This window comes from Oscillibacter sp., assembly GCF_028693505.1.
Classification (GTDB): Bacteria; Bacillota; Clostridia; order Oscillospirales; family Oscillospiraceae; genus Oscillibacter.
Genome location: NZ_JAQUVF010000003.1, coordinates 1 through 22,880, shown reverse-complemented (window position 1 = coordinate 22,880; position 22,880 = coordinate 1). Strand labels below are relative to the sequence as shown.

The following is a 22,880-nucleotide window of genomic DNA, read 5'->3' as shown; positions in this document are numbered from 1 at the left end:
CACAGAGGAAGGGTCATTGCCGTCTCTGGCGGCAGCGGGATGCGGAACACACACTGCAAGGCTTTGCGCGCGTCAGGTGGTCGAACGGATTTTGTCCGCCTCCTGATGCAGCCCTTTCGTCCGGAAAACAACTCCCCGTTTTTCCGGCACTATTTCACACGTGTGTTCCTACTCTGCCTGTTTGCGGATATCATATGCTTTTTTGCCCCAAAACGCAATAGAAAAAGTTCCCCAAATCACAGGATTTGGGGAACTTTTTTCAGTGGATTTACTGAGCGGCGCCAGCCTTGGCGGCGTCCGCTGCGGCCTTGGCCTTTTCAGCCTGAGCCTTCTTGATTGCCTTGTACTTTTCCTTCTCCTCCGCGGTAGCGATGGGAAGAATGGCGTCCCGGGGGCAGACCTTGGTGCAGAGCTTGCAGCCGATGCACTTATCGTAGTCGACGACGGCCACGCCGCCCTCCACATGGATGGCGTCCTTCTTGCACTCCTTCTCGCAAAGGCCGCAGCCGATGCAGGAATTGGCGCACACGCTCATGGCGGCCTTGCCCTTGTCCTTGTTGGCGCAGGCCACATGGACCTTCTTGGAAGCGGGCACAAAGGAGATCAGCTTCCGGGGGCAGGCGCTGGCGCAGGCGCCGCAGTTGGTGCACTTGTCGGGGTCCACCACGGCGGAGCCGTTGGGTCCGATGCTCATGGCGTCGAACTGGCAGGCGTTGACGCAAGAGCCGAAGCCCAGGCAGCCAAAAGAGCACTCCAGAGGACCGGCGGCAACCTTGGTGGCAGCCGTGCAGTCCTTCACGCCCACATAGTCGAAGCGCTTCTTGGCGTTGATGCCGCCGTTGCAGCGGACAAACGCCACCTGACGCTCACCGCTGGGGGCTTCCTGTCCCATGATCGCGGCGATGGCGGCAGCATTTTCAGCGCCGGCAGGGGCGCAGGCGGTGACAGGCGCGTCGCCGGCCAAAATGGCGGCAGCGCAGCCGCCGCAGCCGGGGAAGCCGCAGCCGCCGCAGTTTGCGCCGGCCAGATGGCTGAGAATCTCTTCCTCGCGGGGATCTTTTTTCACCTCGAACACTTTCGAGGCAATTGCCAGGACCAGCCCGAACACAGCGCCCAGGATACCCAGCACAGCAATAGCAACAGCAATATTCATGGTATGTTCCTCCTTACCAGATCTTCAGGCCGGAGAAGCCCATGAAAGCAAGGGCCATCAGACCTGCGGTGATCAAAGCGATGGGGAACCCCTCAAACGCCTTGGGATACTCGGAAAATACGAGACGCTCCCGGATGCTGGCGAACAGCACGATCGCCAGCAGGAAGCCGAGGCCGCCGGTGATGCCGTACACCACAGAGGAGATAAAGTTGTAATTGCTCTGGATGTTCAGCAGGGCAACGCCCAGCACGGCGCAGTTGGTGGTGATCAGCGGCAGGTACACGCCCAGAGCGGTGTACAAAGAGGGCATGGACTTTTGCAGAAACATCTCGATAAACTGCACCAGCGCGGCAATGACCAGAATGAAGGTCACGGTCTGCATGTACATCAGGTCGAACTTCACCAGAATAAAGGTGTTCACGGCCCAGGTGATGGCAGAGGCAAGGCCCATGACGAAGGTCACGGCGATGCCCATGCCCACGGCGGTGTCGACCTTTTTGGAAACGCCCAAGAAGGGGCAAATGCCCAGGAACTGGGAGAAGATAAAGTTATTCGCCAGAATGGCGCCCAGCGTAATCGCCAGGAGTTGGTAAATCTGATCCATTATTTGCTCTCCTCCTTATTCTTCTTGGGTCTGGACAGCGCCCACTGCATGGCAGCGATCAGGCAGCCCAGCACCAGGAAGCCGCCCACGGGCAGCGTCAGCATACCGGCGGGGAACTGGGAGGGCAGAATCTGAATGCCCTTGCCGTCCGGGCCGAGGAGGCCCCCGCCGAAGGTGCCGGCGCCCAGCAGCTCACGGACAACGCACATAATCAGCAGCACCACGGTGTAGCCGATACCCTGGCAGATGCCGTCCACAAGGGAGGCGCCCACGCCGTTCTTGTAGGAAAATGCTTCGGCGCGGCCCAGAATGATGCAGTTCACCACGATCAGGGGGATGAACACGCCCAGCGAGGAAGCCACCGAGGGCAAAAACGCCTGCAACAGCAGATCCACGCAGGTCACGAAACCGGCGATGACCACGATGAACATGGCGATACGGATCTTGTCAGGCACGATCTTGCGGATGGCGGAAATCACCACGTTGGACGCGGTCAGGATCAAAAGCACGGAAACGCCCATGCCCAAGCCGTTCATAAACGAGGTGGTAATGGCCATGGTGGAGCACATACCCAAAACCTGCACCAGAACCGGGTTCTGGGTCAGCAGGCCTTCTTTAAACTGTTTCTTGAAATTCATTGTTCAGCTCCTCCCTTCTCAGCCAATGGCGCCGGCCACGGCCAGCGCGGCGTTGACGCCGGTGGTAACGCCCTTGGTGGACACGGTGGCGCCGGAAATGGCATCCACGTTGCTGCCCACGACCAGGGTTCCGTCAGCGGCGCTCTTTCCCTGGAACTGGTCCAGGACGCCGTTCTGGTTTTCCATGACCTTGGAGCCGATACCGGAGGTCTCGGCGTTCTTGACGATGGAGACGCCGGTCACGACGCCGTCGGCGTCCACGCCGACCATCATCTCGATGTTGCCCTGAGAACCGCTGGCGACGACCTTGATGGCATAGCCGGCATCCTGCCCGCCCGCCTTGACAGCGTAGGCGGAGTCCAGCGTTGCGCCGGCATCGGTGGCTGCGGCAGACATGGCGTCGGTCACGTCCGTGGCCTCAAACTCGGTGTTGTCGGGGTCTGCGACGACGGCCTTCATGGCGTTCTGGGTGTTTTCCCAGTTAATCGCGGCAATCTTATCCTTCGTCACCATATTGACAAGGCCCAGGGCCCCGGCAACGATCACGCAGGTCACAAACAGAGTCACGGTCAGCTTGATAATGTATTTGGGGTCCATATCGACCTTTTCCTTGGTCATTACTTCGTTACTCATTTCGCAGCCGCCTCCTTCTTCTCGGATTTCACGACGCCAAAACGAGTGGGCTTGGTGTACTTGTCGATCAGGGCCACGCACAGGTTCATCACCATGATGGAATAGCAAACGCCCTCGTTATAGGCACCAAAGTAACGGATGAGGACCGTGAAGAGACCGCAGCCGATACCGAAGATCAGCTGGCCCTTCTTGGTCACGGGGGACGTTGCATAGTCGGTGGCCATGAAGAAGGCGCCCAGCATCAAGCCGCCGCCGAAAATGCTGTAAAGCATCCACTCAAGGCCGGTTCCAGCCTTGGGGAACAGGAAGCTCAAAACAGCCACGGTGGCAATGTAGCTCACGGGGGTCTGCCAGTTGATGACCTTGCGGAAGATCAGATATGCGCCGCCCACGATCAGCAGCACGGCAGAGATCTCACCCAGAGAGCCGCCGGTCTTGCCCAGGAACATATCCATCACGGAATAGGTACCCGTCAGCGTCTCCATGTCGCCGCCCTTCATGTAGAGCAGCGGCGTGGCGGTGGTGACGATGTCGGCGGTGGAGCCGAACAGGGGCGCCTTATTGACGGCGGGATCGATCCAGGTGGTCATAACGCTTGCATAGCTGCCCAGCAGGAACGCGCGGCCCGCCAGCGCGGGGTTCACGAAGTTCTTGCCGATGCCGCCAAAGAGCTGCTTGACAACGATGATGGCGAAGAAGTCGCCAATGAGGATCATCCAGTAGGGGGTGGTCGCGGGGCAGACGAAGGAGAGCAGCATACCGGTTACCACGGCGCTCAAATCGTCAATGGATTGGGGCTTTTTCATCAAGGTGCGGTACAGCCACTCCCAGAACATGCAGCCCAGCGCGGAGACGACCGTCAGCGTCAGCGCCTTCACGCCGAAGATGATCACGGCCCACACCAGTGCGGGCACCATGGCGATGATGACATCCAGCATGATGGAACGGGTGGTCTCGGCGCCGCGGATGTGGGGGGAAGAAGTGGCAATCAGCTTCAGATTCTTGTAGTCCGTCATTTGTTCACGGCCTCCTTCTTCTCTTCTGCGGCCTTCTTGGCCTCGGCCGCAGCCTTATCAGCCGCCATTTTGTCCTTGAGCTTCTGCTTGCCATACTTGAACATATGGGTGAGATGCATCCGGGCGGGGCAGGCGTATGCGCAGGCGCCGCACTCCATGCAGTCCATAATATTGGCGGCATTCAGTTCGTCCAGCATATCCTTGGCGGCATACTGGTACATAAACAGGGGCTCCAGATGCATGGGGCACGCGGCAACGCACTTGCCGCAGCGGATGCACTGGGGATTCTCCACGGTCTGCTCCTCGTTTTCGCAGAAGGCCAGCATCGCGCCGGTGCCCTTGCCCACGGGAACGTCCGCAGTGTACTGGGCCATGCCCATCATGGGTCCGCCCATGACCAGCTTGAAGGTCTTTTCGTTCAAGCCGCCGCAGGCGTCAAGCAGGCAGGAAACAGGGGTGCCGATGGGGCACTCGATGTTCTTGGGCTCAGCAACGCCGGAACCGGAGACGGTGACCACCTTGCGCACCACGGGCATCCCCTGGGTGATGGCGCGGAAGATGGCGCAGGTGGTGTTGATGTTGAACACGGCGCAGCCGATGTTGGAAGGCAGTCCTCCGGGAGGGACCTGCTTGCCGGTCACGGCCTGGCAGAGCTGTTTTTCACCGCCCTGGGGATACCGGCAGTGCAGCGCCTCCACCACGACGGGAGCCTTCTGCTGGGCGATGACCTTGTTCATGGCGTCAATGCCGTTTTGCTTGTTGTCCTCCACGCCGATGACCACTTTGTCCACGCCGAACATCTTGGCGAGGTATGTAGCGCCGCCGATGATCTCCTCAGGACGCTCCAGCATGGTGCGGTGGTCGCCGGTGATATAGGGTTCGCACTCGGCGCCGTTGATGATCACGGTGTCCACCTTGCCGATGCCGCCGGAGATCTTGACATGGGTGGGGAACGTTGCGCCGCCCATACCCACGATGCCGGCGTTCTTGACGGCCTCGACCATCTCGTTCACCGTCAGTGCGTTGGGATCTGCGGGGGCCTGGACCTCTTCAGACAGTTCGTCCTGAAAATCGTTCTCAACGACCACGGACATCATGTCGCCGCCCATGGAATAGGGGCGGGGCTCCACTGCCTTGACCTTGCCGGAAACGCTGGCGTGGATCGGCGCTCCCAGACCATGGAACTCGCCGATTTTCTGGCCCACCTTTACATGGTCCCCCACCTTTACCAGCGGGGTGCAGGGTGCGCCAAAGTGCATCGACATGGGGATGACCACCTCTGCCGGCGGTGCCAGCTGCTCGATGGCCTTTTCATTGGTCGCGGCTTTCATGTCATTGGGATGAACGCCGCCAAAGAAAGCTTGTGCCATTGTCTTCACCTCATTTTTACTACTGATAGCAAGCCGCGGGCTGACAGTGCCCCATCCAGCGGAAGGATGGGGCATGGCAACTCCAGCGATACTATCACATACTGTTGGCTATTCTACACCAAATTTTTAAAGATGTCCAGACTATGAACATGAGTTTTTATGGAATTCCACCCTTTTTCTGTCGCTTTTTTAACACTTTTGGTCATTTTTACCCATATCCCGGAATTTGCGCCCAGTTTCTGCGGGTCCACTTGTCAATTCCGCCAAACCATGATACACTGGATCTCAGTATTCTGTCGGTATCCCCGATAATCCACGAAATCAGAAAGGTTTTCCCCTATGACACCTCAACAAATTGACCGAAAATCACAAAAGCGGGCAGCGCGGGAGCTTTTGAAAACCGCCCAGATTTCTCCCCGCGCAATGACGGTGCTTTATCTGCTGGTGCTGCTGGCGCTGAATCTCATCAACGTCCTCAGCAGCGGCGTGTTTTCCACCTTTGTTTATATTCTTGCTTCCTTGATGAGCACCGTGCTCTCCGCGGGTTTTTTTCTCTACTGCATGGCGGTCCGCCGGGGCGAGCGGGCGGAGTATCTGACGCTGTTTGACGGCTTTTCCTTTGCGGGGCGTTTGATCGGTCTCAACCTGCTGATGGGGCTTTTGATCGGGCTGTGGGCGACACTGTTCATCATTCCCGGCATCATTGCCTCCTACCGCTTCCGGTTTGCACCCCTCAATCTCTATGAAAATCCGGACGTGGGTATTCTAGGTGCGCTGGCCATGAGTCAGCGGCAAACTGTGGGGTATAAGGGGCAGCTCTTCCTTCTGGACTTCAGTTATCTGGGCTGGTGGCTGCTGGCATCGATTCCCTTTTTGATTCAGAAATTTCTGTTGTACCGGGAAATTTTTCAGCTTGTGAACGTTGCCATGCTGGACCCCCTGGCTCCGCTGCCGGTTTTGAACGTCTCCGAAATTTTGTTTCTCCCCCTCTGGGCGTGGACGGTGATTGCCGGGCTGTGGATGCTGGCGGTGTCCGTTTTCTACCTGCCCCACTTCCGCTGCGTGGAGCTTTCCTACTTTGAAACCGCCAAAGCCACCTCCGGAGTGGGCTTCGGGCAGACGCCGCCGGACGGCCTCGGCGGATTTTAAGAACGCCTTGACCCGCGGCGCGTACCACCAACTTATCTTATAAAAAATATCCCGCTGCGAAATAAATTCGCAGCGGGATATTTTTTTGATCCGCAACGCGGCTTTACAGGCTGGGAAACTCCCGCCGCACATAGCTGCTGCGCCGCAGCGCCAGCGTCAGCAGCGCGGACGCCGCAATGCCAAAGCCCGCCTGCACCAGATTGCTGGGGATGCCCGCAAGCCCCCCCGCCGGATTCCCGGCGAGAATGGCGTCATACAGGCAGTAGCCCGCCACCATGATGACCTCCGCCGCGACGCCGCAAATCACCAGCGCGCCGGGCTTATCCCGGAGCCTCCGGTAAAGAAGCGCCGCCGTCACGCCCATGAGGGCCTTGATGACCAGCGTGGCGGGAGCGTAGATGACATACCCCGCCAGAAGGTCGGCCAGCGCCGGACCGACGCCGCCTGCCACCGCGCCCCAGACGGGACCCAGCAAATAAGCGCCCAGCAGCACCACCGCGTCCCCGAGATTCATATACCCTCCGGTGGGAGACGGCACCGTCAGCACCATGGTCCCCACGCATCCAAGCGCCGCCAGCAGCCCTGTTAAAACCAGTGTCCTGGTCCTTTGTTCCGCTGCCCCGCGCTGATGCTCCACTGTCTTTTCCATCCCTTTTTCTCCTTCCGCGCTCTTGTTGTATTGCTATCATAGCGGATTTGTGATATTGTTGAAATATTCAAATAACTATTTTTTTATAAGGTCAGATAGGAGGGCGGCACCGTGCTGACTTACGCTGTGGAGGACCGGGGCAGCCTGCCCCTGTACGAATATCTCTATCGCTGCATCCGGCAGGACATTCTGCGGGGCGTTCTCACCGCAAACCAGCGCCTGCCCTCCAAGCGGCAGCTGGCGGACCATCTGCGCTTGTCCGTCATCACGGTGGAAAACGCCTATGCGCAGCTGGAGGCGGAGGGGTATCTCTATACCCTGCCCCGGCGGGGGTTTTTTGTCTCCCGGGTGGAGCAGGCCCCGGCGGCGTCAAGCCCCGCGCCGGTCCCCACCCCGCCGGAGGCGCGGACGTGGAGGCTGGACCTCACGCGCAATCAGGTGGACGGCTCCAAGTTCCCGGTATCCACCTGGGCACGGCTTACCCGACAGGTCCTCTCGGAGGGGGACGCGTTCTTCGCCCCCATGCCCCATCAGGGGCTGCTGCTTTTACGGCAGGCCATCGCCCAGGACCTGCGGGATTTCAAGGGCATGGCAGTCTCTCCGGAGCAGATTGTTGTCGGCGCCGGTGCGGAATACCTGTACCTGTTGCTGGCGCAGCTTCTGGGAGCGCAGGCGGTCTTTGCGCTGGAGGACCCGGGCTATCCCAAGATTCGGCAGGTTTACGCCAAGTGCGGCGCCGTCTGCCGCCCCGTCCCCATGGACCGGCAAGGCATCAGCCTTTCCGCGCTGAATGCTTCCGGGGCCACCGCCGCCCACATCTCCCCCGCCCACCATTATCCCACCGGCATCGTCACCCCCATCGCAAGGCGGCAGGCCTTGCTGCGCTGGGCGGAGGAGCGAAATGGCATCATCATCGAGGACGACTATGACAGTGAGTTCCGCTTTGCAGGCCGTCCCCTGCCCACCCTGCAAAGCATTGATACCGGCGGGCGGGTGATTTACATGAACACCTTCTCCCAGACCATCTCCCGCTCCATGCGCATCGGCTTCATGGTCCTGCCACCCCACCTGCTGGAGCAATACCGCCGGGAGCTGGATTTTTATGCCTGCACGGTCCCGGCGCTGGAGCAGCACGTGCTCTCCCGCTTTCTCAGCGGCGGATATTTTGAGCAGCACCTCTCCCGGATGCGAAAGGAATACCGCGCCCGGCGCGGGGCGGTGCTGGACGCCTTCCGCACCAGTCCCTTTGCCCGCCGCGTGACCATCTCGGAGCAGGGCTCCGGCCTCCATTTCCTGCTGCGGCTATCCACCACCCTCTCCGACGAGGACCTGCGCCGCCGCGCCGAGGGGCACGGCGTCCGCCTGGGCTTTCTCTCTTCCTATGCGGCGCTCCCCCACCCGGAGTACGCCCACACGCTGGTGGTGAATTACGCCGCTTTGGACCCCTCGCAGCTGGCCCAGGCCATGGCGCTTTTGGCCGACGTCTTTGCGGAGACGGAAAGCACACCCCCTCCCGACTCCGCATCTTTTTCCGCGAAATAAAGACAAGTGGGAGCCGCTCCAAAGGAGCGGCTCCCACTGATTGAATGCCTGCTGTAAAATTTTCGGTCCTGTCCGCGCTCACTTCACGCGAACGATGCAGGAGACGGACGCGCCGTCCCAGGAGGCGGTGATCGTTGCGCTGCCGCCGCTCACGGCGGTGACCGTTCCGTCACCGGCGACGGTGGCCACAGCGGAGTTGGAGGTGCTCCATGTCAGGGCCGTGGTGACACCTGTGAGCTTGAGCTGGAATTTCTCGCCCTTTGAAAGGGTCATATCCTCCCGGTTCAGCTTATGGGCGCCGCCGGAGCCGTTGTCGCTGTTTGAAGAAGCAGGCGCGGAGGGCAGCGAGCCGCTGGCGGTGATGCGCACGATGCAAACGCCCTTCTTGCTCCCGTCGCTCACCAGCACGTTGGTGGTGCCGCCGGAGACCGCGGTGACCTTGCCGCTACTATCCACCGAGGCGATCCCGTCATCCTCACTGACCCAGCGGTAGCTGCCGCTGCCGCCGGAAACCGTGATGGTATGGCTTTCGCCCAGATTCTTCAAGGTGAAATCCGTGGTGCTCAGCTTCAGTCCGTCCGGCAGCTTGGACGCCGCCGTGTAATCCGTCTCCGGGGAAACGGTCTGGCCGCCCTCGCCGGGGGCGGTGGTCCCCTCCGACTCACCCGGCATCACGCCGGGGTCCGGCGTCTCTTCCTCGGGAGTCTCCGGCTGCACCGGCGTCACCTCCTGGGTGGGAGGGGTGACCGGCTTCTGCCCGGCAAATTTTTCGGCGACCTTGTCTCCCCAAAGCAGGTATACCAGCAGCCCCACCATCACCATAATCAAAACGATCAGCGTGGGCGTAATAAAATTCATCTGCTGCCGCCCAGCCACCCGGTGGCCGCTGTGGCTGCGGGGGCGGCGGATTTCCTCGCCGTCCTGAAGCGCCTCTTCCTCTTCACAAAAAGGACAATCCTCATACGTATCGGAGTATCTCTCCCCACAGTTGGGGCAGCGTTTCATAGCCATGGCAATCCTCCTGTTGCTCCCATTTTCATTATTTACATAATATCGGCTTTTTCCATGGCAGTCAAGACCGGTCCGTCGAATTTTCGTGAATTTTCCGCTTTTCTCTCCGCCCGCTTTGCTGCTTGGCGTTCCGTGCCCTTCTTTTCCTTTCCTGTCTCAGCTCTTCGGCGTGGTTTGCCTCATACCCCCGCGAAGTGAAACACGGCCCCCACCACGGCAGAAAGCGCGATAAATACCACGGGGTGCCACGTTCTGGTCCGCTTCCCCCAGTTGGACAGCACCAGTACCGCACCGGAGAGCACCCACGCCTTCCAGCGAAACAGGTCCGGCAGGCATCCGGTCGATCGGAAGCGCTCCACATTCAGCAGGGCAATCGTCACCACCGTGATGCCCGCTGCGGCGATCAGAGCGGTGGACGCGGGCCGAAGTCCGTAAAACGCCGCCTCCACAAGCCGATTGTGCCGAACCTGCTCCAGCGCCCGTGCAATCAGCAAAATGATAATGATGGAGGGCAGCGCCAGCGCCGCTGTGGCGATCACTGCCCCGGGGATTCCCGCCGTGGTGTAGCCCACATAGGTGGCCATATTCACACCCATGGCGCCGGGCGTGGACTCCGACACCGCCAGCATGTCCGCCAGCTGGGCATGGGTGAACCACCCGCTTTTATCCGAAAGGTCGTAGAGAAAGGGAATGGTGGCCATGCCGCCGCCGATGGAAAATAATCCCACCTTGAAATATGCCCAAAACAGCTGCCAGTAGATCATGCTCCGCCCGCCTTCCGCGCCCCGAACTGCTGCACCAAAAGGCCCACGGCAGCTGCCGCCAGCACAAACCACACCGGAGAGACGTCCACAAAAATGCCGAGGGCAAATACCACGATAAAGATGCCCAGCGTCCAGCGGTCCACAATGGATTTTTTCACCAGCTTGACCACCGCGTTAAAAATCAGCACGCACACACAGGCCCGAATCCCGGCAAAGGCGTTTTGTACCCAGCCAAGGTCCGAGACATGGGTAATAAGACCCGCCAGCAGCACAATGATGACAAGGGACGGCAGGATGAATCCCGCAGTCGCCGTCACGCCGCCTAAGTCCCCCGCCCGCTTGCGTCCCACAAAGGTGGAGAGATTCACCGCGATGACGCCGGGCGTGCACTGCCCGATGGCGTAGTAATCCACCAGCTCCTCCTCCGTCACCCACGGCCGCTTTTCCATCAGCTCCCGCTAAAGGATGGGCAGCATGGTCGTGCCGCCGCCAAAGGTCATCAGGCCGATCCGCGCAAACAGCCAGAAAAGCGTCCAAAGCTCCCGCAATCGCGTCTTATTCCACATAGCCGTACAAGCCCCTGACAGACACCTCGCCGGAGCGGATGGTCCGCCTGCGCCCCTCCGCATCCTCCACGATCAAGCCGAACGCCTCATCGATCCCCACGGCGGCGGCAACCTCCCGCCCGCTTGGAGAGAGCAGCTGGACCGTTTTCCCGAGATTCACGCAATCCCGCCGGTAGGATGCAAGATACGGCTGCAAATCGCCTGCTTTCAGCGCGCCGTACAGCCGGTCCAGCTCCTCAATGAGCGCCGCCGCCAGCGCGGGCCGGGAGACCGGCCGTCCCAAAGCCATGGCAAGGGAGGTGGCAATTTCCGCCACCTCCGGGGGGAAATCCCCGGCACTCTGGCACACATTGAGGCCGATGCCCACCACCAGAGATTGCAGCCGTCCCGTCTCCGCCTCCAGAGAAAGCTCCGTCAAAATGCCGCAGAGCTTCTTGTTGCCCAGCACCGGGTCGTTGGGCCACTTCACCTGCGGACGGACGCCGCACACCCGCTCCACCGCGCTGCACACCGCGATCCCCGTCATCGCCGTCACCGGCGCAAGACGCTCCGCGCTCAGCTGGGGCCGCAGCAGCACCGTGAGATAGATGCCCTGATCCCGGGGGGAGCAGAAGCTGCGGTCCATTCTCCCCCGCCCGGCGCTCTGGCAGTTGGCCACGATCACCGTGCCGTCCGCCGCGCCGGAAAGCGCAATCTGCTTTGCATAGGTATTGGTGGAATCGATCTCGTCAAAGCAGCAGATCTCCAGACCCACCGTCTGGGTCGGTCCCATGAAGCTGCGGATCTCCACCTCCGTCAGCGCGTCCGGCGCACCCGCGAGACGGTATCCCAGCCCCGTGCGGGCCTCGATCTCATATCCCTCCCGCCGCAGCGCGTCCACTGCCTTCCAAACGGCGGCGCGGCTCAATCCCAGCTGGCGGCTGAGCTCCTCACCGGAAAAATAGGCCCCCTTCTCCGCCCGCAGCAGTTCCAATACATCCTGTCGGCTCACGGTCATTCCCCCTTTTCAGGCAACACCGCCCGCAATTTCAGCGGGGCGTTGCTTTCGCGTATTTTTCAGTTTATCATGATTTTCGCCTTCTGTAAATTCCAAAGCCGCCCCGCAGCAAAAAAGCCGCGGGACCCACGGCCCCGCAGCTTTTTTAAGGTTCCGCTGTACTCTCCGTGGAAGGCTCCCCTTCCTCTCCGTCGGCGGCAGTGTCCGCCATCGTCTGGTCCGGGGTTTCCTCCGGCATCTGAGTCGGGGCCTCCTCTGTCGTCTGGGCCGGAGCCTCCTCCGGCGTTTGGGCCGGGGCTTCCTCCGGCGATTCAGCCACCGCCACGCCCCGCAGCACCGCCTGCACCACCCAGCGGGTGGCATGTCCGTTTCCCGTGCAGGTGGACAGCGTCACCACGCGGTCGTTGACCGTGGGGGTGATCCCCGTTTGAATCACGGATTGGGCCACGCAGTAATCCAGAAACGCCTGCTTGCTCTCCTGTCCGGAAAAGCCGATCTGATAGGTCTCTCCGGAGGTGGACACCTCGTAGGCGGCGAAGATGTCATACTTATGGCTTCCGGTGTCGTCGGTGAGATAGACGCAGGGGTGGGATGCCCAGTAGCTTTGCTTTTTGTAGTTTTTCAGGGAGGCAAACATGGAGCCGTTGTTCATCCGGTGCCCGTAGACAACGGTGTTGAAATCGCTCAAATCCCCGCTGCTTCGGCTCTCCAGAAAGATGGCCCCCACGGCGCTGGATTGCTTTTTCCACGTGTGCTTCAGGTAGTAGAAATTGTCCGTCCCCTGCACCAGCGGATAGGAGATGGGCGTGCCGGGAATCAAAATCCAGCCCAGCACGTCGCCATTCACCTCCCGCAAGGCGGTGAAGTCCATGCTGCGCAGCGCGTCGGCATAAGGGTCCACGTAGGGCTCCCCCGCCGCGCCCTCTTCTGCGGGGGCGCTCTCCACCGCCGGAGTCTCCAGAGCGGTGAAGTCGGGAAGCTCCACCAGAGACTGCGCCTCGGCGTAGGTCTCCTCCCCCTTTTGATAGTCCAGCTCGCGGCAGAGCAGCATGGCGGCGCTGCCGACAAATACCGCCGCCAGAATCACAATTAAAATGATGCGCAGCTTTCGATTCACTGTCATTCTTCCTTCCGCCGTTTTCTTGTTCCATCATACCGTCTTTTTTTGCTGGAAGCAAGGGCCCGGACAGCTGTCCGGGCCCTTGTTTTTTCTGTTTCGGTCTTGCCGCAGGGACTTATCTCGCGTTGTCGTCCTTGCGCTTCTTGCCGGAGATGGCCAGCCACACCAGTCCCACGCCGGAGACCGCTGCCGCCAGAATCCACGTCATCAGCGTGTCGCCGGTCTTGGTGGGATCGGCAAACTCATCCAGAGGCACTTCCTCATCGGGGATGTCGGTGGTGGGGGCGTCAGTGGTGGGGACGCTCTCATCAGGGATATCGGTGGTGGGGGCGTCCTCGTCGGGGATGATGACAGGGGAATCATCGTCGTCATCGTCATCACGGCCTGGATTGTCATTGCTGTAACGGTTGATGACGGTGAAGCTGTAAACGCCGTCCACGGTGGTCTTGTTGACCTGATAGCTCCAGTTGTCGCCCAGGCTCTCCTCGCTGACGGTGTAGTCAACGGGCTTGCCGGCGCTGTTCTTGGCGAATTCGCCGAAGCTGGCCTTCCAGGCCTGGGTCTCGACCTCGTCCACGACGCCGTCCAGCGTCACGCTGGCATAGCGCTCGCCGCCAGCCGTCAGGTAGAGGGTAACTGCCTTTTCGCGTCCATCGGGCCAGCTCTTCTCCACATCGATGCGGACGGTAGCCTGCTCATGGGTGTTGGTCATGATATAGTCGTTGCTGACGTTGGCTTCGCCGCTTCCGGTATAGCCGGGAACATTGGTGAGCGTCGCGTCAAATGCGTGGTAGCCGGTTGCGTCGGTATAGCCGACTTCCTTTGCGGTGTAGGGCGCCACATAGCCGTTCACATAGGTGTCGAAGGTGAAGGTGGCTCTGCCGGCGTCGCCATCTGCCGCGATCTCCTTGCTGCCAATCAGCTTACCGCCGTTGTCCCGCAGCTCCACGGTGATGCTCTCGGGCCGGATGCCGTCGGCGTTGCCGCCGTCGTTCCACACCTTGGTGACGCTGATGCCGTCCATGTTGAGTTCGGGATTGTACTCGTATGCGTTGGTGACATGCACCGTGGCGGTGCCGGTTCCAACGCTCACATTGTGCGCGCCCGCCTCGGGATAGGTGACTGTGGTCGTGAGACCGTAGTTGGTGATGTCTGCGCTCTCCTCTGTCACGGTGTAGGTGCCGGTGGGCAGACGTAGCTCGCCGTCCACGGTGACGCCGGTTGCAAGGACGCCGTCCGCAGTGGTATTGCCAGTGACGGTGGCCTGATAAAGGTAGGTCTTGCCGGCATCGAGGGTGTCGGTTGCGGTGAAGTTGAAGGTCTTTTCCTCATTCTTCTGCAGGCCCGTCACATGCTTGATGATTTGCAGCGTGCCGTAATCCCGCTGGTTGGTGATGGAGCCCACCGTCATTCTCTCGTCGCTGTCGTCGGTATGCTTCACCATCCAGCCGTCCTCCGAGGTAGCGGTGTAGTCCGTAAAGCCCGCCACTTCCTTGGCCGTGTAGGTGTAATCGGGGTCCAGATTCTTCCACTCGGCAACCCATGCGTAGACTTCCTGCGTCGGGTTATCAAGGGTATCGCCGTTGAGGACGATTCTCTCGCCGGTGGCGGTAAAGGTCGTGTCGCTCTCCGCCTTGCGGTAAAGCGCAAGGGTGACGGAGGCGTTTGCGGGGGCTTCGATGGTCTCGCCGTTCACGTCCGCCCAGGCCTTGATGACCTGCAGGCTGGTCTGGGGCTGGTTGGTGACAACCAGCTTGCCCTCGGTCAGCTGGATGGGAGAACCCTCGCAGTTGGAATCCTCCGCGCCGTAGATGGCGGCGGTGGTCTTGTAGTACTGGATCAGCGCGGTGTGGTCTGCGTTCCACGCGTCGCGGTCATGGACCGTCTCCACCTTCACATAGCCCAGAACGTCCGTGCGCAGCACGTAACCGTCGGGAGCGGACTGTTCGGTGATGGCGTAGATGCCGTCGTCGCTGTGGGTAAAGGTATGGCTGGCCACGCCGTTTTCAGTGGTGGCGGTAATGGGAGCCGTGTCCCGCTTGGTCAGGGCGAAGATGGCGTTGGATTCCGTGATGGTCTCGTTGGACAGGGAATCAGTCTTGCGGATCTGAACGGTCACATCGTCCTGAACAGTCTCAGTGGTGTAATCCGGCGTCGTAATGGGCGCGTCATACACCGTGAGGGTGCCGTAGGTGCGGCTTTCACCGATGCCGGTGTCCGCCGTCCAGTTCTGCTCGGCGGTGTCGTCGCCCTTCACAAGGCCGACGAACCAGCGATACAGGTCATGGAAAAGTCCGCTGTCGGGCTGAATCAGCTTCACGTCGGCATTGCCGTCGGCATTTTTCTGATTCACGTTGATCTTCCAGATCGTCTCGTCCACCGTGTAGCCGGTGGGGGGTGTGATCTCCTTGAGATAGAAGGTGTTGCCGGTGCTCAGCATGGTGTCATCCAGAACCACGGTGGTCACGCCGGTGATGGCGTCTGTGGCCGCAGTGGTCAGGACCAGATTTTTGCAATCCGCGTCGGAGTAGACCTCGAAGATCGCGCCGCCCAGAACCTTATTTTCGTCCGTGGTCACGTCGGAGGACTTCTTCACGATGGTGAAGCGGGCCTCATTCTGTGCCGCGTCCAGCTGATAGTCGTTCCGGAAGCTCATGCTGGAGGTGCCGGTGTTCACGGTGACGGTCTGCCCGTAGAGGCCGTCGACATTTGCAATGGCCTTGCCGTCGGTGCCGTAAACGCTCAGTGCGTAGCCGTTGATGTGCGCGCCGCCGGTCACGGTGCCGCTTTCTGTGATCTCATACAGCTCGCTGACGGTGTAAGCGCCGTCTGCGTAGCCCGCGCTGGTGGGCAGGTTATTCAGGGTGACGCTGCCCGCGCCGGTAACGGTGATGAGATCGGAGGTTGCGCTGCTGGTGAAGTGGGCATCGCCGTAAGTGCCGTTCAGCTCGGCGGGAGCGGTGACGGTGAAGCCGAAGGTCCGGTTCGCCGCATCGGCTCTGGTCTCGCCGCTGAGGGTCTTGGTGATGGTGAGTGCGCCGGTTTCCCGGGTGTTGTACACAGTGATGGCCTTCGCGTCCACCGTGTTGGTGATGAGATAGTCGTTCGCCGCGCTTCCGGTGATGGCGTTTGCAGCGATGACATAGTTGGTGGTCACCGTCACGGTGCCGTCAGCGTTGTGGGTGTAGGTCAGAGACGGGGTGACCTCGATCTGCCAGGAGCTGTTGCTCTTGGTATAGCCCGCGGGGGCAGTGGTCTCCGTCAGGGTGTACGTGCCTGCCGTCAAACCGTCGAAGGTGGTGCTGCCGGTCACGGCGCCGGTTTTCTGTCCGTTTGCAGTGGTCCACTGGGAAACGGTGCTGTCGCCCTTTGTCAGGGTGAACTGGGCAGGGGCGCTGGTGATGGCGCTGATCCCGTCGGTCTTGTTGACGGTGAAGGAGGTGGTTGCGCCTTCCACGCCAATTTCCGTGGGGTTATAGGTGTTTGCAATGTAGACCTCGTCAGAGATGACTTCCTGAGGGCCGTCGTTGGTATAGCCCAAGGCCTTGCCATCGGTGATGGCGGTGCCCGCGATCTTGGTCTCCGTCACACGGTAGGTGTACGGGGCAAGGTCGCTCTGCGCCTCCATCAAGAGGCCGGTGAGGGTAACGAGAGCGTTGGTTCCGTCGGTGGTGGTGAGGACCAGCAACCCGTTATCAACGTTTGCGTTGTAGGGCCCTGCCATCAGATTGGCACTAGTGAGGGTCACATTCTCCCAGTCGCTTGCGGCAGTTTTGCGCTGCACCTGGAAGGTCACATTGTCCAAGACTGCCTTGTTGGCGGTGCTGTTCTCCATGTCGCCGCTTCCGTGGTTCCACGTCTTGGCAACGTTGATGTTGCCGGAAACGTAATCGTTCTTTGCAACAGCCACAGTGGCGGTGGCGTCAGTGACACCGTCGTGGGTCGCGGTGTTGGTATAGGTGGCAAAAGTCGTGGTCACGGGGATCGTGGCGGTGTAGTACAGCACCACGGCGTCGCCGTTTGCATTGATCGTGCCGCTGGCGTTGCCAGAGACCAGCGTGGCGACGTTTTTGCCGTCGATGGTCATGGTGTCGCCCACAGTGTAGCTTGCGCCTGCCGTGCCGGTGACGGTGACCTTGAAGAGGGCCGTTACCGTGTCGGTGTTGGCGGGAAGCGTCGTCCAGGAGGCGCTGTCGCTCCACTTGGACTCTGTGGCATAATCGCTTGCGTCAAAGTTGGTAGCGGTATACTGCTCGGTATAGACCTGCTTGGTAAGGCCAGTGACGATGGGGGTATTCTCCACGGTCGCGGTCTTAGTGGTCGCGTCATAGTTCTTGATGGTTCCGGTGACAGTCCCGACCACCCAGTCCCAGATGTTCTGGAAGAGGTTGCCGCCCGCTTCTCTGGGGGCCTTCACGTCCTTGAGGGTGCCGTTGGTGCCTGCCACGGTGAAGCTCCACTCGGTTTCGTTCTTCTCATAGCCGGAGATGGTGCTCTTTTCCACGAGGGTATAGTCACCGGGCATGAGGTTTTGGAAGGTGGCAATGCCGTTTTCATCGGTGGTGGCTTCCATGGTTCCACCGGGGATGGCGCTGCTGCGCAGGGTGAACACCACGCCCGCAAGGGTGGTTCCGTTGTTGGCGGAGCTGACCTTGAGGACCTTGAAGTCCGTGTCGCTGATAGCCTCAGCGGGATAATAGGTGTTGGTGATCTCAGTGCCGTCCACGATGGTGGTCCAATAGCCTTCCACTTCCTGCTTTACGGGGTTACTGCCGGAAACGGTGGCGGTGCCGTAGACCACGACGCGGCCGTCGCTGTTGAAGGCCTGACCGTTGATTGCGGTTTCCTTCACGGTGTACTGGATTTCGTTATGCGCGGCGGTATTGTCGTACTTGGGGAGGGTAGTATAGGCGGTGGTCCAGCTGTCGGTCGCCGTCAGAGTCTTTTCGGTGCCCGCAACCAGCTCGTTGCCCACATACACGCCCACGGTGATGCTGTTGGCCCGCATGTCGGTATCGACGGCTTCCTGCTTGGTTTCGTTCCATTCCTTCCAAGTCTTGGTGACGGAGATTTCGTCCGCCAGCTGAGACTTGAAGTAGGGGTTCACAACCGTCTTGGAAGCATTCTCCGTGCTCATCGTGCCGGTCTGCTCGACGGGCAGGGTGGATGCGTAGCCGGAGCGGTTGGTGCTGGTGATGCCGGTTTCCACCACGCGGTACCCCACGCCGTAGGGCACGCCGGTGATGGTCACCGCGCCGATGCCCTCGGTGGGCGCTGCGCCGTTGCGGTTGCCGCTAATCGTGAAGGTATAGGTGGCATTCAGCGCGCCGTTATTATTGTAGGTGCCGCCGGTGATGGGTGTTGCGGTGCTGCCATTGCCGATGACCACGGTCAGGGCGAAGGTATCGGTTGTGGCGGGGGCCTGACTCTTGTTCGTATCCCAAGTGACGTTCTTGGTGACGGTCAGGCTGTGGGTGGTGCGCGCATAGCGGTTTTCCACCACCACGGTGTTCACCCCGGTGCCTAGCGTAACGGTCTGGCTGACGGTCTCAGCACCGGTCAGACTGCCGTCCGCGATCCTCGTCTGTCCGGTGTAGCCGGTGACGGCGGGCCGGTTTTCGCTGAAGCGATAGCTGCCGGTATTCAGGCTGCCAGTGCTCTTGCTGGCGGAATAGTACCCGCCGACAGCGTTGTAGGTGAAATCAGCCTTGGCGAAGGACACGGACTGGCCCGCGCCGGTGCCGTAAGAAACGGTGGTGGTGGCGGGAATCTTGGTCGCATCGTCAATAAAATAGCGCTTCTCGATGCTCAGCGTCCCCTTGGCGTGCTGGTTGGTGACGTCCACCGTATAGCTTCCGCCATTGCCGCTCAGGCCGGAGATGGTGGCGCTATAATGGGTGTTGGTGGTGATGGTGTAGTTATCGGACGTCTCCGTGGACTTCGCGCTGGCATCCACGGTGAAGGTCTTGCTCTCGTGGGTGGGATACGCGGCGGAGGGGGTGGTCTCTTCGTACAGCGTATAGGCGCCGTCCTTGAGATCCTTGGCGTTCAGGGTGATGGTCGCATTGCCGCTTGCGTCGGTGGCAGCGGGAGAGCCAACCTTGACGTTGTCGGCGACCGCACCCTCGTAGACCTGGAACTTGGCACCGCTCAGATTCGCGCCGCTGTCCTTATCGGTCTTGTGGATGTTCAGGGTCACGGTGTCACTGGTGGTGCTATTTGCATAGGCCCAGTAGGTGTTGATCAGGGCGGTGTTCCCGCCGGTCACGACCCACTCGCCGCTGTCGCCGTTTTGGGCGACGCCGTTCGTGACGGACAGGCCGTTGACCTTGCTCTCGGAAATGGTGTAGCCGCTATCTGCCTTGGGCAGGCTGGCGGTGATCGTCCAGACGTTGCCGTTGACGGAGACGTTGGCGCTGTCAGCGCCGTTGATGCTGGCCTTGGCGGCGGTGACGGTGCCGGTATAGGTCTCGCCGCCGCTGGAAATGGTCACGTTGATGCTATTGCGGTCACCCGCAGTGTTGCCATTCCAGGTCTTGGTGAAGGTATAAGTCTCATAGGGGTGATAGGTGTTGGTGATCACGGTTCCCGCCGGGGTATAGGAACCGCTGGCTACCATCGACCACTGGCTGGATGCCGCGAAGATCACCTGACCTGCGGTGAAGGTGATGCCTTCCACATCGCAGTGCATCCCGCTGATGAAGGAAGCATTCTCCACGTCGAACTTCATGGATGGATTCTTAGCGCTAAATGCAGTCGCGAAGTCGGCCTGCTCAGCAGGGGACAGGGGCGCCGCGGTCCAGACGATCGTGGGGGACTGCCCGGTGCGCTTTGCCACGATGGCGCTGGTGGAGCTCACGGTGATGTTCTTGTTGTCGCCCTCGGTAATTCTACGGAACTCGTTGATACCGACAGCCTCGTATTCATGATAGCTTTCCTGATAGCCGTCCGGAACCGCGGTCTCACGGGCATAATAGGTATCGTCGTTGTCCAGCCCGTACCAGGTGTAGGTCCACAGGTTGGCAGCGTTCAGCGTGACGGGGCTGCCCTCCTTCTCACCATCTTCGTCATAGAGCTGCACGGAAATGCTGCCCGGGCGGGTGGACGCGGAGGTTTCCTCGGCCCACACCTTGCTGACGGTGTACATGCCGCCGCCCATGGCGTAATTGTTGACGAGAGTAGCGGAAGCTTCGCCGCCATCTGTCACATTGGCATTGGCAGAAGTGGTGCCGCCGTTGGCGGTGTAGTGCTCGGGCGCGCCGGTGACGCTCTCGTTGATGGTATATGCGCCCAGCGTCAGGTTGGAGAAGTCGACCGAGCCGACCCACTTCATGGTGGTCTCGTTATAGCGGAAGTTGGTGATGGTAGCGCTTCTCGCTTCCGGACCGGTAAGGCCGACTGCCACGGAATAGTCGTCCATGTCGGCGTCCATTCCAACGCCGGTCACTTCCTTGGTCACAGTCAGGTTGCCCTTGCCGGGGTTGGCGGGCGCCATGTGACGGGAGAACCACACGTTATCGATCAGGTTGCCGATGGTAATGTCGTAGCTTTGCGTCGCGCCTGCCACGAAGAAGAACCGGGTAGCGTACTGACCCGCGGGCACCTTGTATTGACCGTCGTACATTTCCCACTGATTTTCACTCGTATAGCCGTTCCAGTAGCTTCCGCTCAGTTCGCTGGTGGTGGTCACCTTGCGCACTGTGGCCGTGACGGTCTGGTCCTTACCGTCGCCTGTCACCAAGGTATAGTGGCCCGTCGCGTCGGTGCCATTACCCAGCACCCTTGTAATCATGGCGGTAACAACTGCTTGCTGTTGATTCTGGGGAACGCCCGCAAGCAGCTTCTCCGCGTCTACGGTGGACATGATGACCACATACATGGTGTCCGTTGCCGTCTTCATGTAGTTGTTGCTATTGTTTCCAGCGCTTTTTGCATTTCTGGCCCGGTGGGCCACCTGCCAGCTGAGGTCGCTGCCCGGCTGGGTCAGCACATCCTGATAAAGGGAGCCGGCGTGCTCGGCATTCAATTCCGCAAACTTTTCTCCAGCATTTGCGGAGGGCTTATCGTCTTCGGTTCCATAGACGCCTATATCCTGAGTGTACTGACCGATTTCAATTTCGCCCCCTGCGGACGTTGTGCTCCAGTGGGCGGAGCCGCTTTCAAAGCTGCCGTTCTGGATCGCCATGTAGTAGGGGGCCTGATACACGCCGGAGGTATACTGGTTCTCTCCAGCGGTGGCCACCACATAGTAGTAGAGGCGAGCCGCGTCGTCGTCGATGCCGGCGGCAACGTAATCCAGCGCCGCGTTGAGGTTTTTACCGGTAGTGTCCACGTTGTACATGTCACCGGTGACTCTCTGCCGGGTCACCGCGGTGAAGGAGTCGGAATTGCCGCTTTCGCTTCTGTACCACGTATAGGTGACTTCCTGACCTGCCTGCGCCACGCCGTTTTTCAGATTGGCGGTCAGATTGCCGTTTTGCAAGATGGCGCCGGTGTCAACGGAAACGACTGTCTCCGCAACGTTGATGGTGAAGATCTCGGTGGTGGTTCCGAATCTACTCGTATAATAGGTGTGCTTGACTTCGGTCGTTCCCGTAGCCGTAGCGGTCGCAACAACCGTATTGTCAGAACTCCCAGAAAGCGTTACGCTCGTTCCGCTTCTGATGGACCAGCTGTGGTTGTTATTGGGATAGTAACCGACCTTGCCCGTCAGGGTCATGGTGTTGTTCACGCCCATGGTCACAGTGGTTCCGGCGGGCTTCTGCACCGTGATGGCGTAGATGGAGAAGGTATCCGCTTCCACCTTGGCGGTGGTATCGTCCACCAGCTCGGTATCCACGGCCGTCGCCTCGGTGACCTTGCTGTCCACGTGATAGACCTGCAGCTGCGCGTCCTCCGCGTCGTCCATCAGGTCGGAATCTTCCATGGAGAACTCCACGTCGATGGGCAGGGAGGGCTGCAGCTCAATGCGCTCGCCGTTCTCGTCCAGCACATAGTCGCCGTTTTCATCCATTTGATAGAAGGTGATATTAAAGGCCGTCAGGGGGGTCTCGTCGGTCACGTCCTCCGCCTGCTCGGTGAGAAGGGCGGAGACGTCCTCCAGCGATACATCCGCGACCTCGACGTCCTCTTCCTCATCCGTGAAGAGCGCCGCGACGGCGTCAATGGCCTTTTCAACGAGGTTCTTATCCTGCGTCTCCTTGGACACCACAGGCAAAATCACCAGCTTGGGCATCTCCTCAAAAGCGCCCTCGGGCACGGACACGTTCACAACGGTGCCCTCATACTCCGCGCTGCCGGTCAGCATGGGGGGCGTTTCGGTGACGATGACCGTCCAGGTCTCGGTGCGGGTGACATACTCTACGCCGGTGGAAGCGCCGCCGGAAGCGGGTTCCTCAGCAGGAACGCTGGGCTCCTCGGAAGGCGTTGCAGGCTCTTCGGTGGGGGTGCCGGGCTCCTCAGTGGGAGTGCCGGGCTCTTCGGAAGGAACGCTGGGCTCCTCGGCGGGGGTGCTAGGCTCCTCGGAAGGAACGCTGGGCTCCTCGGCGGGGGTGCTAGGCTCTTCGACGGGAGTGCTGGGCTGCTCAGCGGGAGTGCTGGGCTGCTCGGCGGGGGCACTGGGCTCCTCGGAAGGAGTGCTGGGCTGCTCGGCGGGGGCACTGGGCTCC

At 60.5% G+C, this 22,880-nt stretch carries 15 protein-coding genes and 1 riboswitch; of the genes, 2 read left to right on the top strand and 13 right to left on the bottom strand.

Annotated features, from left to right (window positions below):
- Window positions 1-30: 30 nt before the first annotated feature.
- Window positions 31-178: riboswitch (THF riboswitch) on the bottom strand.
- Window positions 179-268: 90 nt separating this feature from the next.
- Genes PHI30_RS01515 through rsxC form a run of 6 tightly spaced genes read right to left on the bottom strand, consistent with a single transcriptional unit; the run spans window position 269 to window position 5,414 of the window.
- A complete protein-coding gene (locus tag PHI30_RS01515) occupies window positions 269-1,153 on the bottom strand; it encodes an RnfABCDGE type electron transport complex subunit B (protein ID WP_300022955.1) in 885 nt (294 codons plus the stop codon).
- 13 nt (window positions 1,154-1,166) lie between these two features.
- Window positions 1,167-1,757, bottom strand: a complete 591-nt coding sequence (gene rsxA / locus PHI30_RS01510) for an electron transport complex subunit RsxA (protein ID WP_300022952.1) — start codon at window positions 1,755-1,757, stop codon at window positions 1,167-1,169.
- Window positions 1,757-2,395, bottom strand: a complete 639-nt coding sequence (rsxE, locus tag PHI30_RS01505; protein ID WP_300022949.1) for an electron transport complex subunit RsxE — start codon at window positions 2,393-2,395, stop codon at window positions 1,757-1,759. Before rsxE ends, rsxA begins: the two co-directional genes overlap by 1 nt.
- A gap of 18 nt (window positions 2,396-2,413) precedes the next feature.
- Window positions 2,414-3,028, bottom strand: coding sequence for an RnfABCDGE type electron transport complex subunit G (locus PHI30_RS01500; RefSeq protein ID WP_300022946.1), 615 nt, complete (start codon window positions 3,026-3,028; stop codon window positions 2,414-2,416).
- Entirely contained in the window at window positions 3,025-4,044 is a 1,020-nt protein-coding gene (locus PHI30_RS01495) for an RnfABCDGE type electron transport complex subunit D (protein ID WP_300022943.1), read from the bottom strand. The genes PHI30_RS01500 and PHI30_RS01495 overlap by 4 nt, the downstream gene beginning before the upstream one ends.
- A complete protein-coding gene (rsxC, locus tag PHI30_RS01490; protein WP_300022940.1) occupies window positions 4,041-5,414 on the bottom strand; it encodes an electron transport complex subunit RsxC in 1,374 nt (457 codons plus the stop codon). Before rsxC ends, PHI30_RS01495 begins: the two co-directional genes overlap by 4 nt.
- Before the next feature lie 339 nt (window positions 5,415-5,753).
- Between rsxC and PHI30_RS01485 the strand changes: the two genes are divergently transcribed.
- Window positions 5,754-6,563: a DUF975 family protein gene (locus PHI30_RS01485; RefSeq protein ID WP_300022937.1), complete on the top strand. Its 810-nt coding sequence runs from the start codon at window positions 5,754-5,756 to the stop codon at window positions 6,561-6,563.
- Window positions 6,564-6,666: 103 nt separating this feature from the next.
- Here the strand turns inward: PHI30_RS01485 and PHI30_RS01480 are convergent, their stop codons facing one another.
- The gene (locus tag PHI30_RS01480; protein ID WP_300022934.1) at window positions 6,667-7,212 is read right to left on the bottom strand and encodes an ECF transporter S component; all 546 of its coding nucleotides are present in this window, start codon (window positions 7,210-7,212) and stop codon (window positions 6,667-6,669) included.
- Between the two features lie 111 nt (window positions 7,213-7,323).
- On the opposite strand from PHI30_RS01480, the gene PHI30_RS01475 reads away from it, so the two are divergent.
- Entirely contained in the window at window positions 7,324-8,754 is a 1,431-nt protein-coding gene (locus PHI30_RS01475) for a PLP-dependent aminotransferase family protein (RefSeq protein ID WP_300022931.1), read from the top strand.
- 78 nt (window positions 8,755-8,832) lie between these two features.
- On the opposite strand, the gene PHI30_RS01470 is transcribed toward PHI30_RS01475, so the two are convergent.
- From PHI30_RS01470 to PHI30_RS01445, 6 genes are all read right to left on the bottom strand, one after another.
- A complete protein-coding gene (locus PHI30_RS01470; RefSeq protein WP_300022928.1) occupies window positions 8,833-9,765 on the bottom strand; it encodes an Ig-like domain-containing protein in 933 nt (310 codons plus the stop codon).
- A 179-nt stretch (window positions 9,766-9,944) separates the two neighbouring features.
- Window positions 9,945-10,529: a chromate transporter gene (locus tag PHI30_RS01465; RefSeq protein ID WP_300022925.1), complete on the bottom strand. Its 585-nt coding sequence runs from the start codon at window positions 10,527-10,529 to the stop codon at window positions 9,945-9,947.
- Window positions 10,526-10,978: a chromate transporter gene (locus tag PHI30_RS01460; RefSeq protein ID WP_367186315.1), complete on the bottom strand. Its 453-nt coding sequence runs from the start codon at window positions 10,976-10,978 to the stop codon at window positions 10,526-10,528. The genes PHI30_RS01465 and PHI30_RS01460 overlap by 4 nt, the downstream gene beginning before the upstream one ends.
- Before the next feature lie 106 nt (window positions 10,979-11,084).
- On the bottom strand, window positions 11,085-12,092 hold the full coding sequence (locus PHI30_RS01455) for a biotin--[acetyl-CoA-carboxylase] ligase (RefSeq protein ID WP_300022922.1): 1,008 nt from the start codon (window positions 12,090-12,092) through the stop codon (window positions 11,085-11,087).
- Window positions 12,093-12,237: 145 nt separating this feature from the next.
- Complete coding sequence (gene srtB, locus PHI30_RS01450; protein WP_300022919.1) at window positions 12,238-13,215, bottom strand: class B sortase; 978 nt, start codon at window positions 13,213-13,215, stop codon at window positions 12,238-12,240.
- A gap of 112 nt (window positions 13,216-13,327) precedes the next feature.
- The coding region (locus PHI30_RS01445; RefSeq protein WP_300022917.1) for a SpaA isopeptide-forming pilin-related protein at window positions 13,328-22,880 on the bottom strand (9,553 nt) is incomplete at its 5' end.

What these genes read in the sequence shown, in the direction of transcription:
- PHI30_RS01515 (WP_300022955.1), bottom strand. Translation starts at nt 1,153, where the DNA reads ATGAATATTGCTGTTGCTATTGCTGTGCTGGGTATCCTGGGCGCTGTG.
- rsxA (WP_300022952.1), bottom strand. Translation starts at nt 1,757, where the DNA reads ATGGATCAGATTTACCAACTCCTGGCGATTACGCTGGGCGCCATTCTG.
- rsxE (WP_300022949.1), bottom strand. Translation starts at nt 2,395, where the DNA reads ATGAATTTCAAGAAACAGTTTAAAGAAGGCCTGCTGACCCAGAACCCG.
- PHI30_RS01500 (WP_300022946.1), bottom strand. Translation starts at nt 3,028, where the DNA reads ATGAGTAACGAAGTAATGACCAAGGAAAAGGTCGATATGGACCCCAAA.
- PHI30_RS01495 (WP_300022943.1), bottom strand. Translation starts at nt 4,044, where the DNA reads ATGACGGACTACAAGAATCTGAAGCTGATTGCCACTTCTTCCCCCCAC.
- rsxC (WP_300022940.1), bottom strand. Translation starts at nt 5,414, where the DNA reads ATGGCACAAGCTTTCTTTGGCGGCGTTCATCCCAATGACATGAAAGCC.
- PHI30_RS01485 (WP_300022937.1), top strand. Translation starts at nt 5,754, where the DNA reads ATGACACCTCAACAAATTGACCGAAAATCACAAAAGCGGGCAGCGCGG.
- PHI30_RS01480 (WP_300022934.1), bottom strand. Translation starts at nt 7,212, where the DNA reads ATGGAAAAGACAGTGGAGCATCAGCGCGGGGCAGCGGAACAAAGGACC.
- PHI30_RS01470 (WP_300022928.1), bottom strand. Translation starts at nt 9,765, where the DNA reads ATGGCTATGAAACGCTGCCCCAACTGTGGGGAGAGATACTCCGATACG.
- PHI30_RS01465 (WP_300022925.1), bottom strand. Translation starts at nt 10,529, where the DNA reads ATGATCTACTGGCAGCTGTTTTGGGCATATTTCAAGGTGGGATTATTT.
- PHI30_RS01460 (WP_367186315.1), bottom strand. Translation starts at nt 10,978, where the DNA reads ATGGAAAAGCGGCCGTGGGTGACGGAGGAGGAGCTGGTGGATTACTAC.
- PHI30_RS01455 (WP_300022922.1), bottom strand. Translation starts at nt 12,092, where the DNA reads ATGACCGTGAGCCGACAGGATGTATTGGAACTGCTGCGGGCGGAGAAG.
- srtB (WP_300022919.1), bottom strand. Translation starts at nt 13,215, where the DNA reads ATGACAGTGAATCGAAAGCTGCGCATCATTTTAATTGTGATTCTGGCG.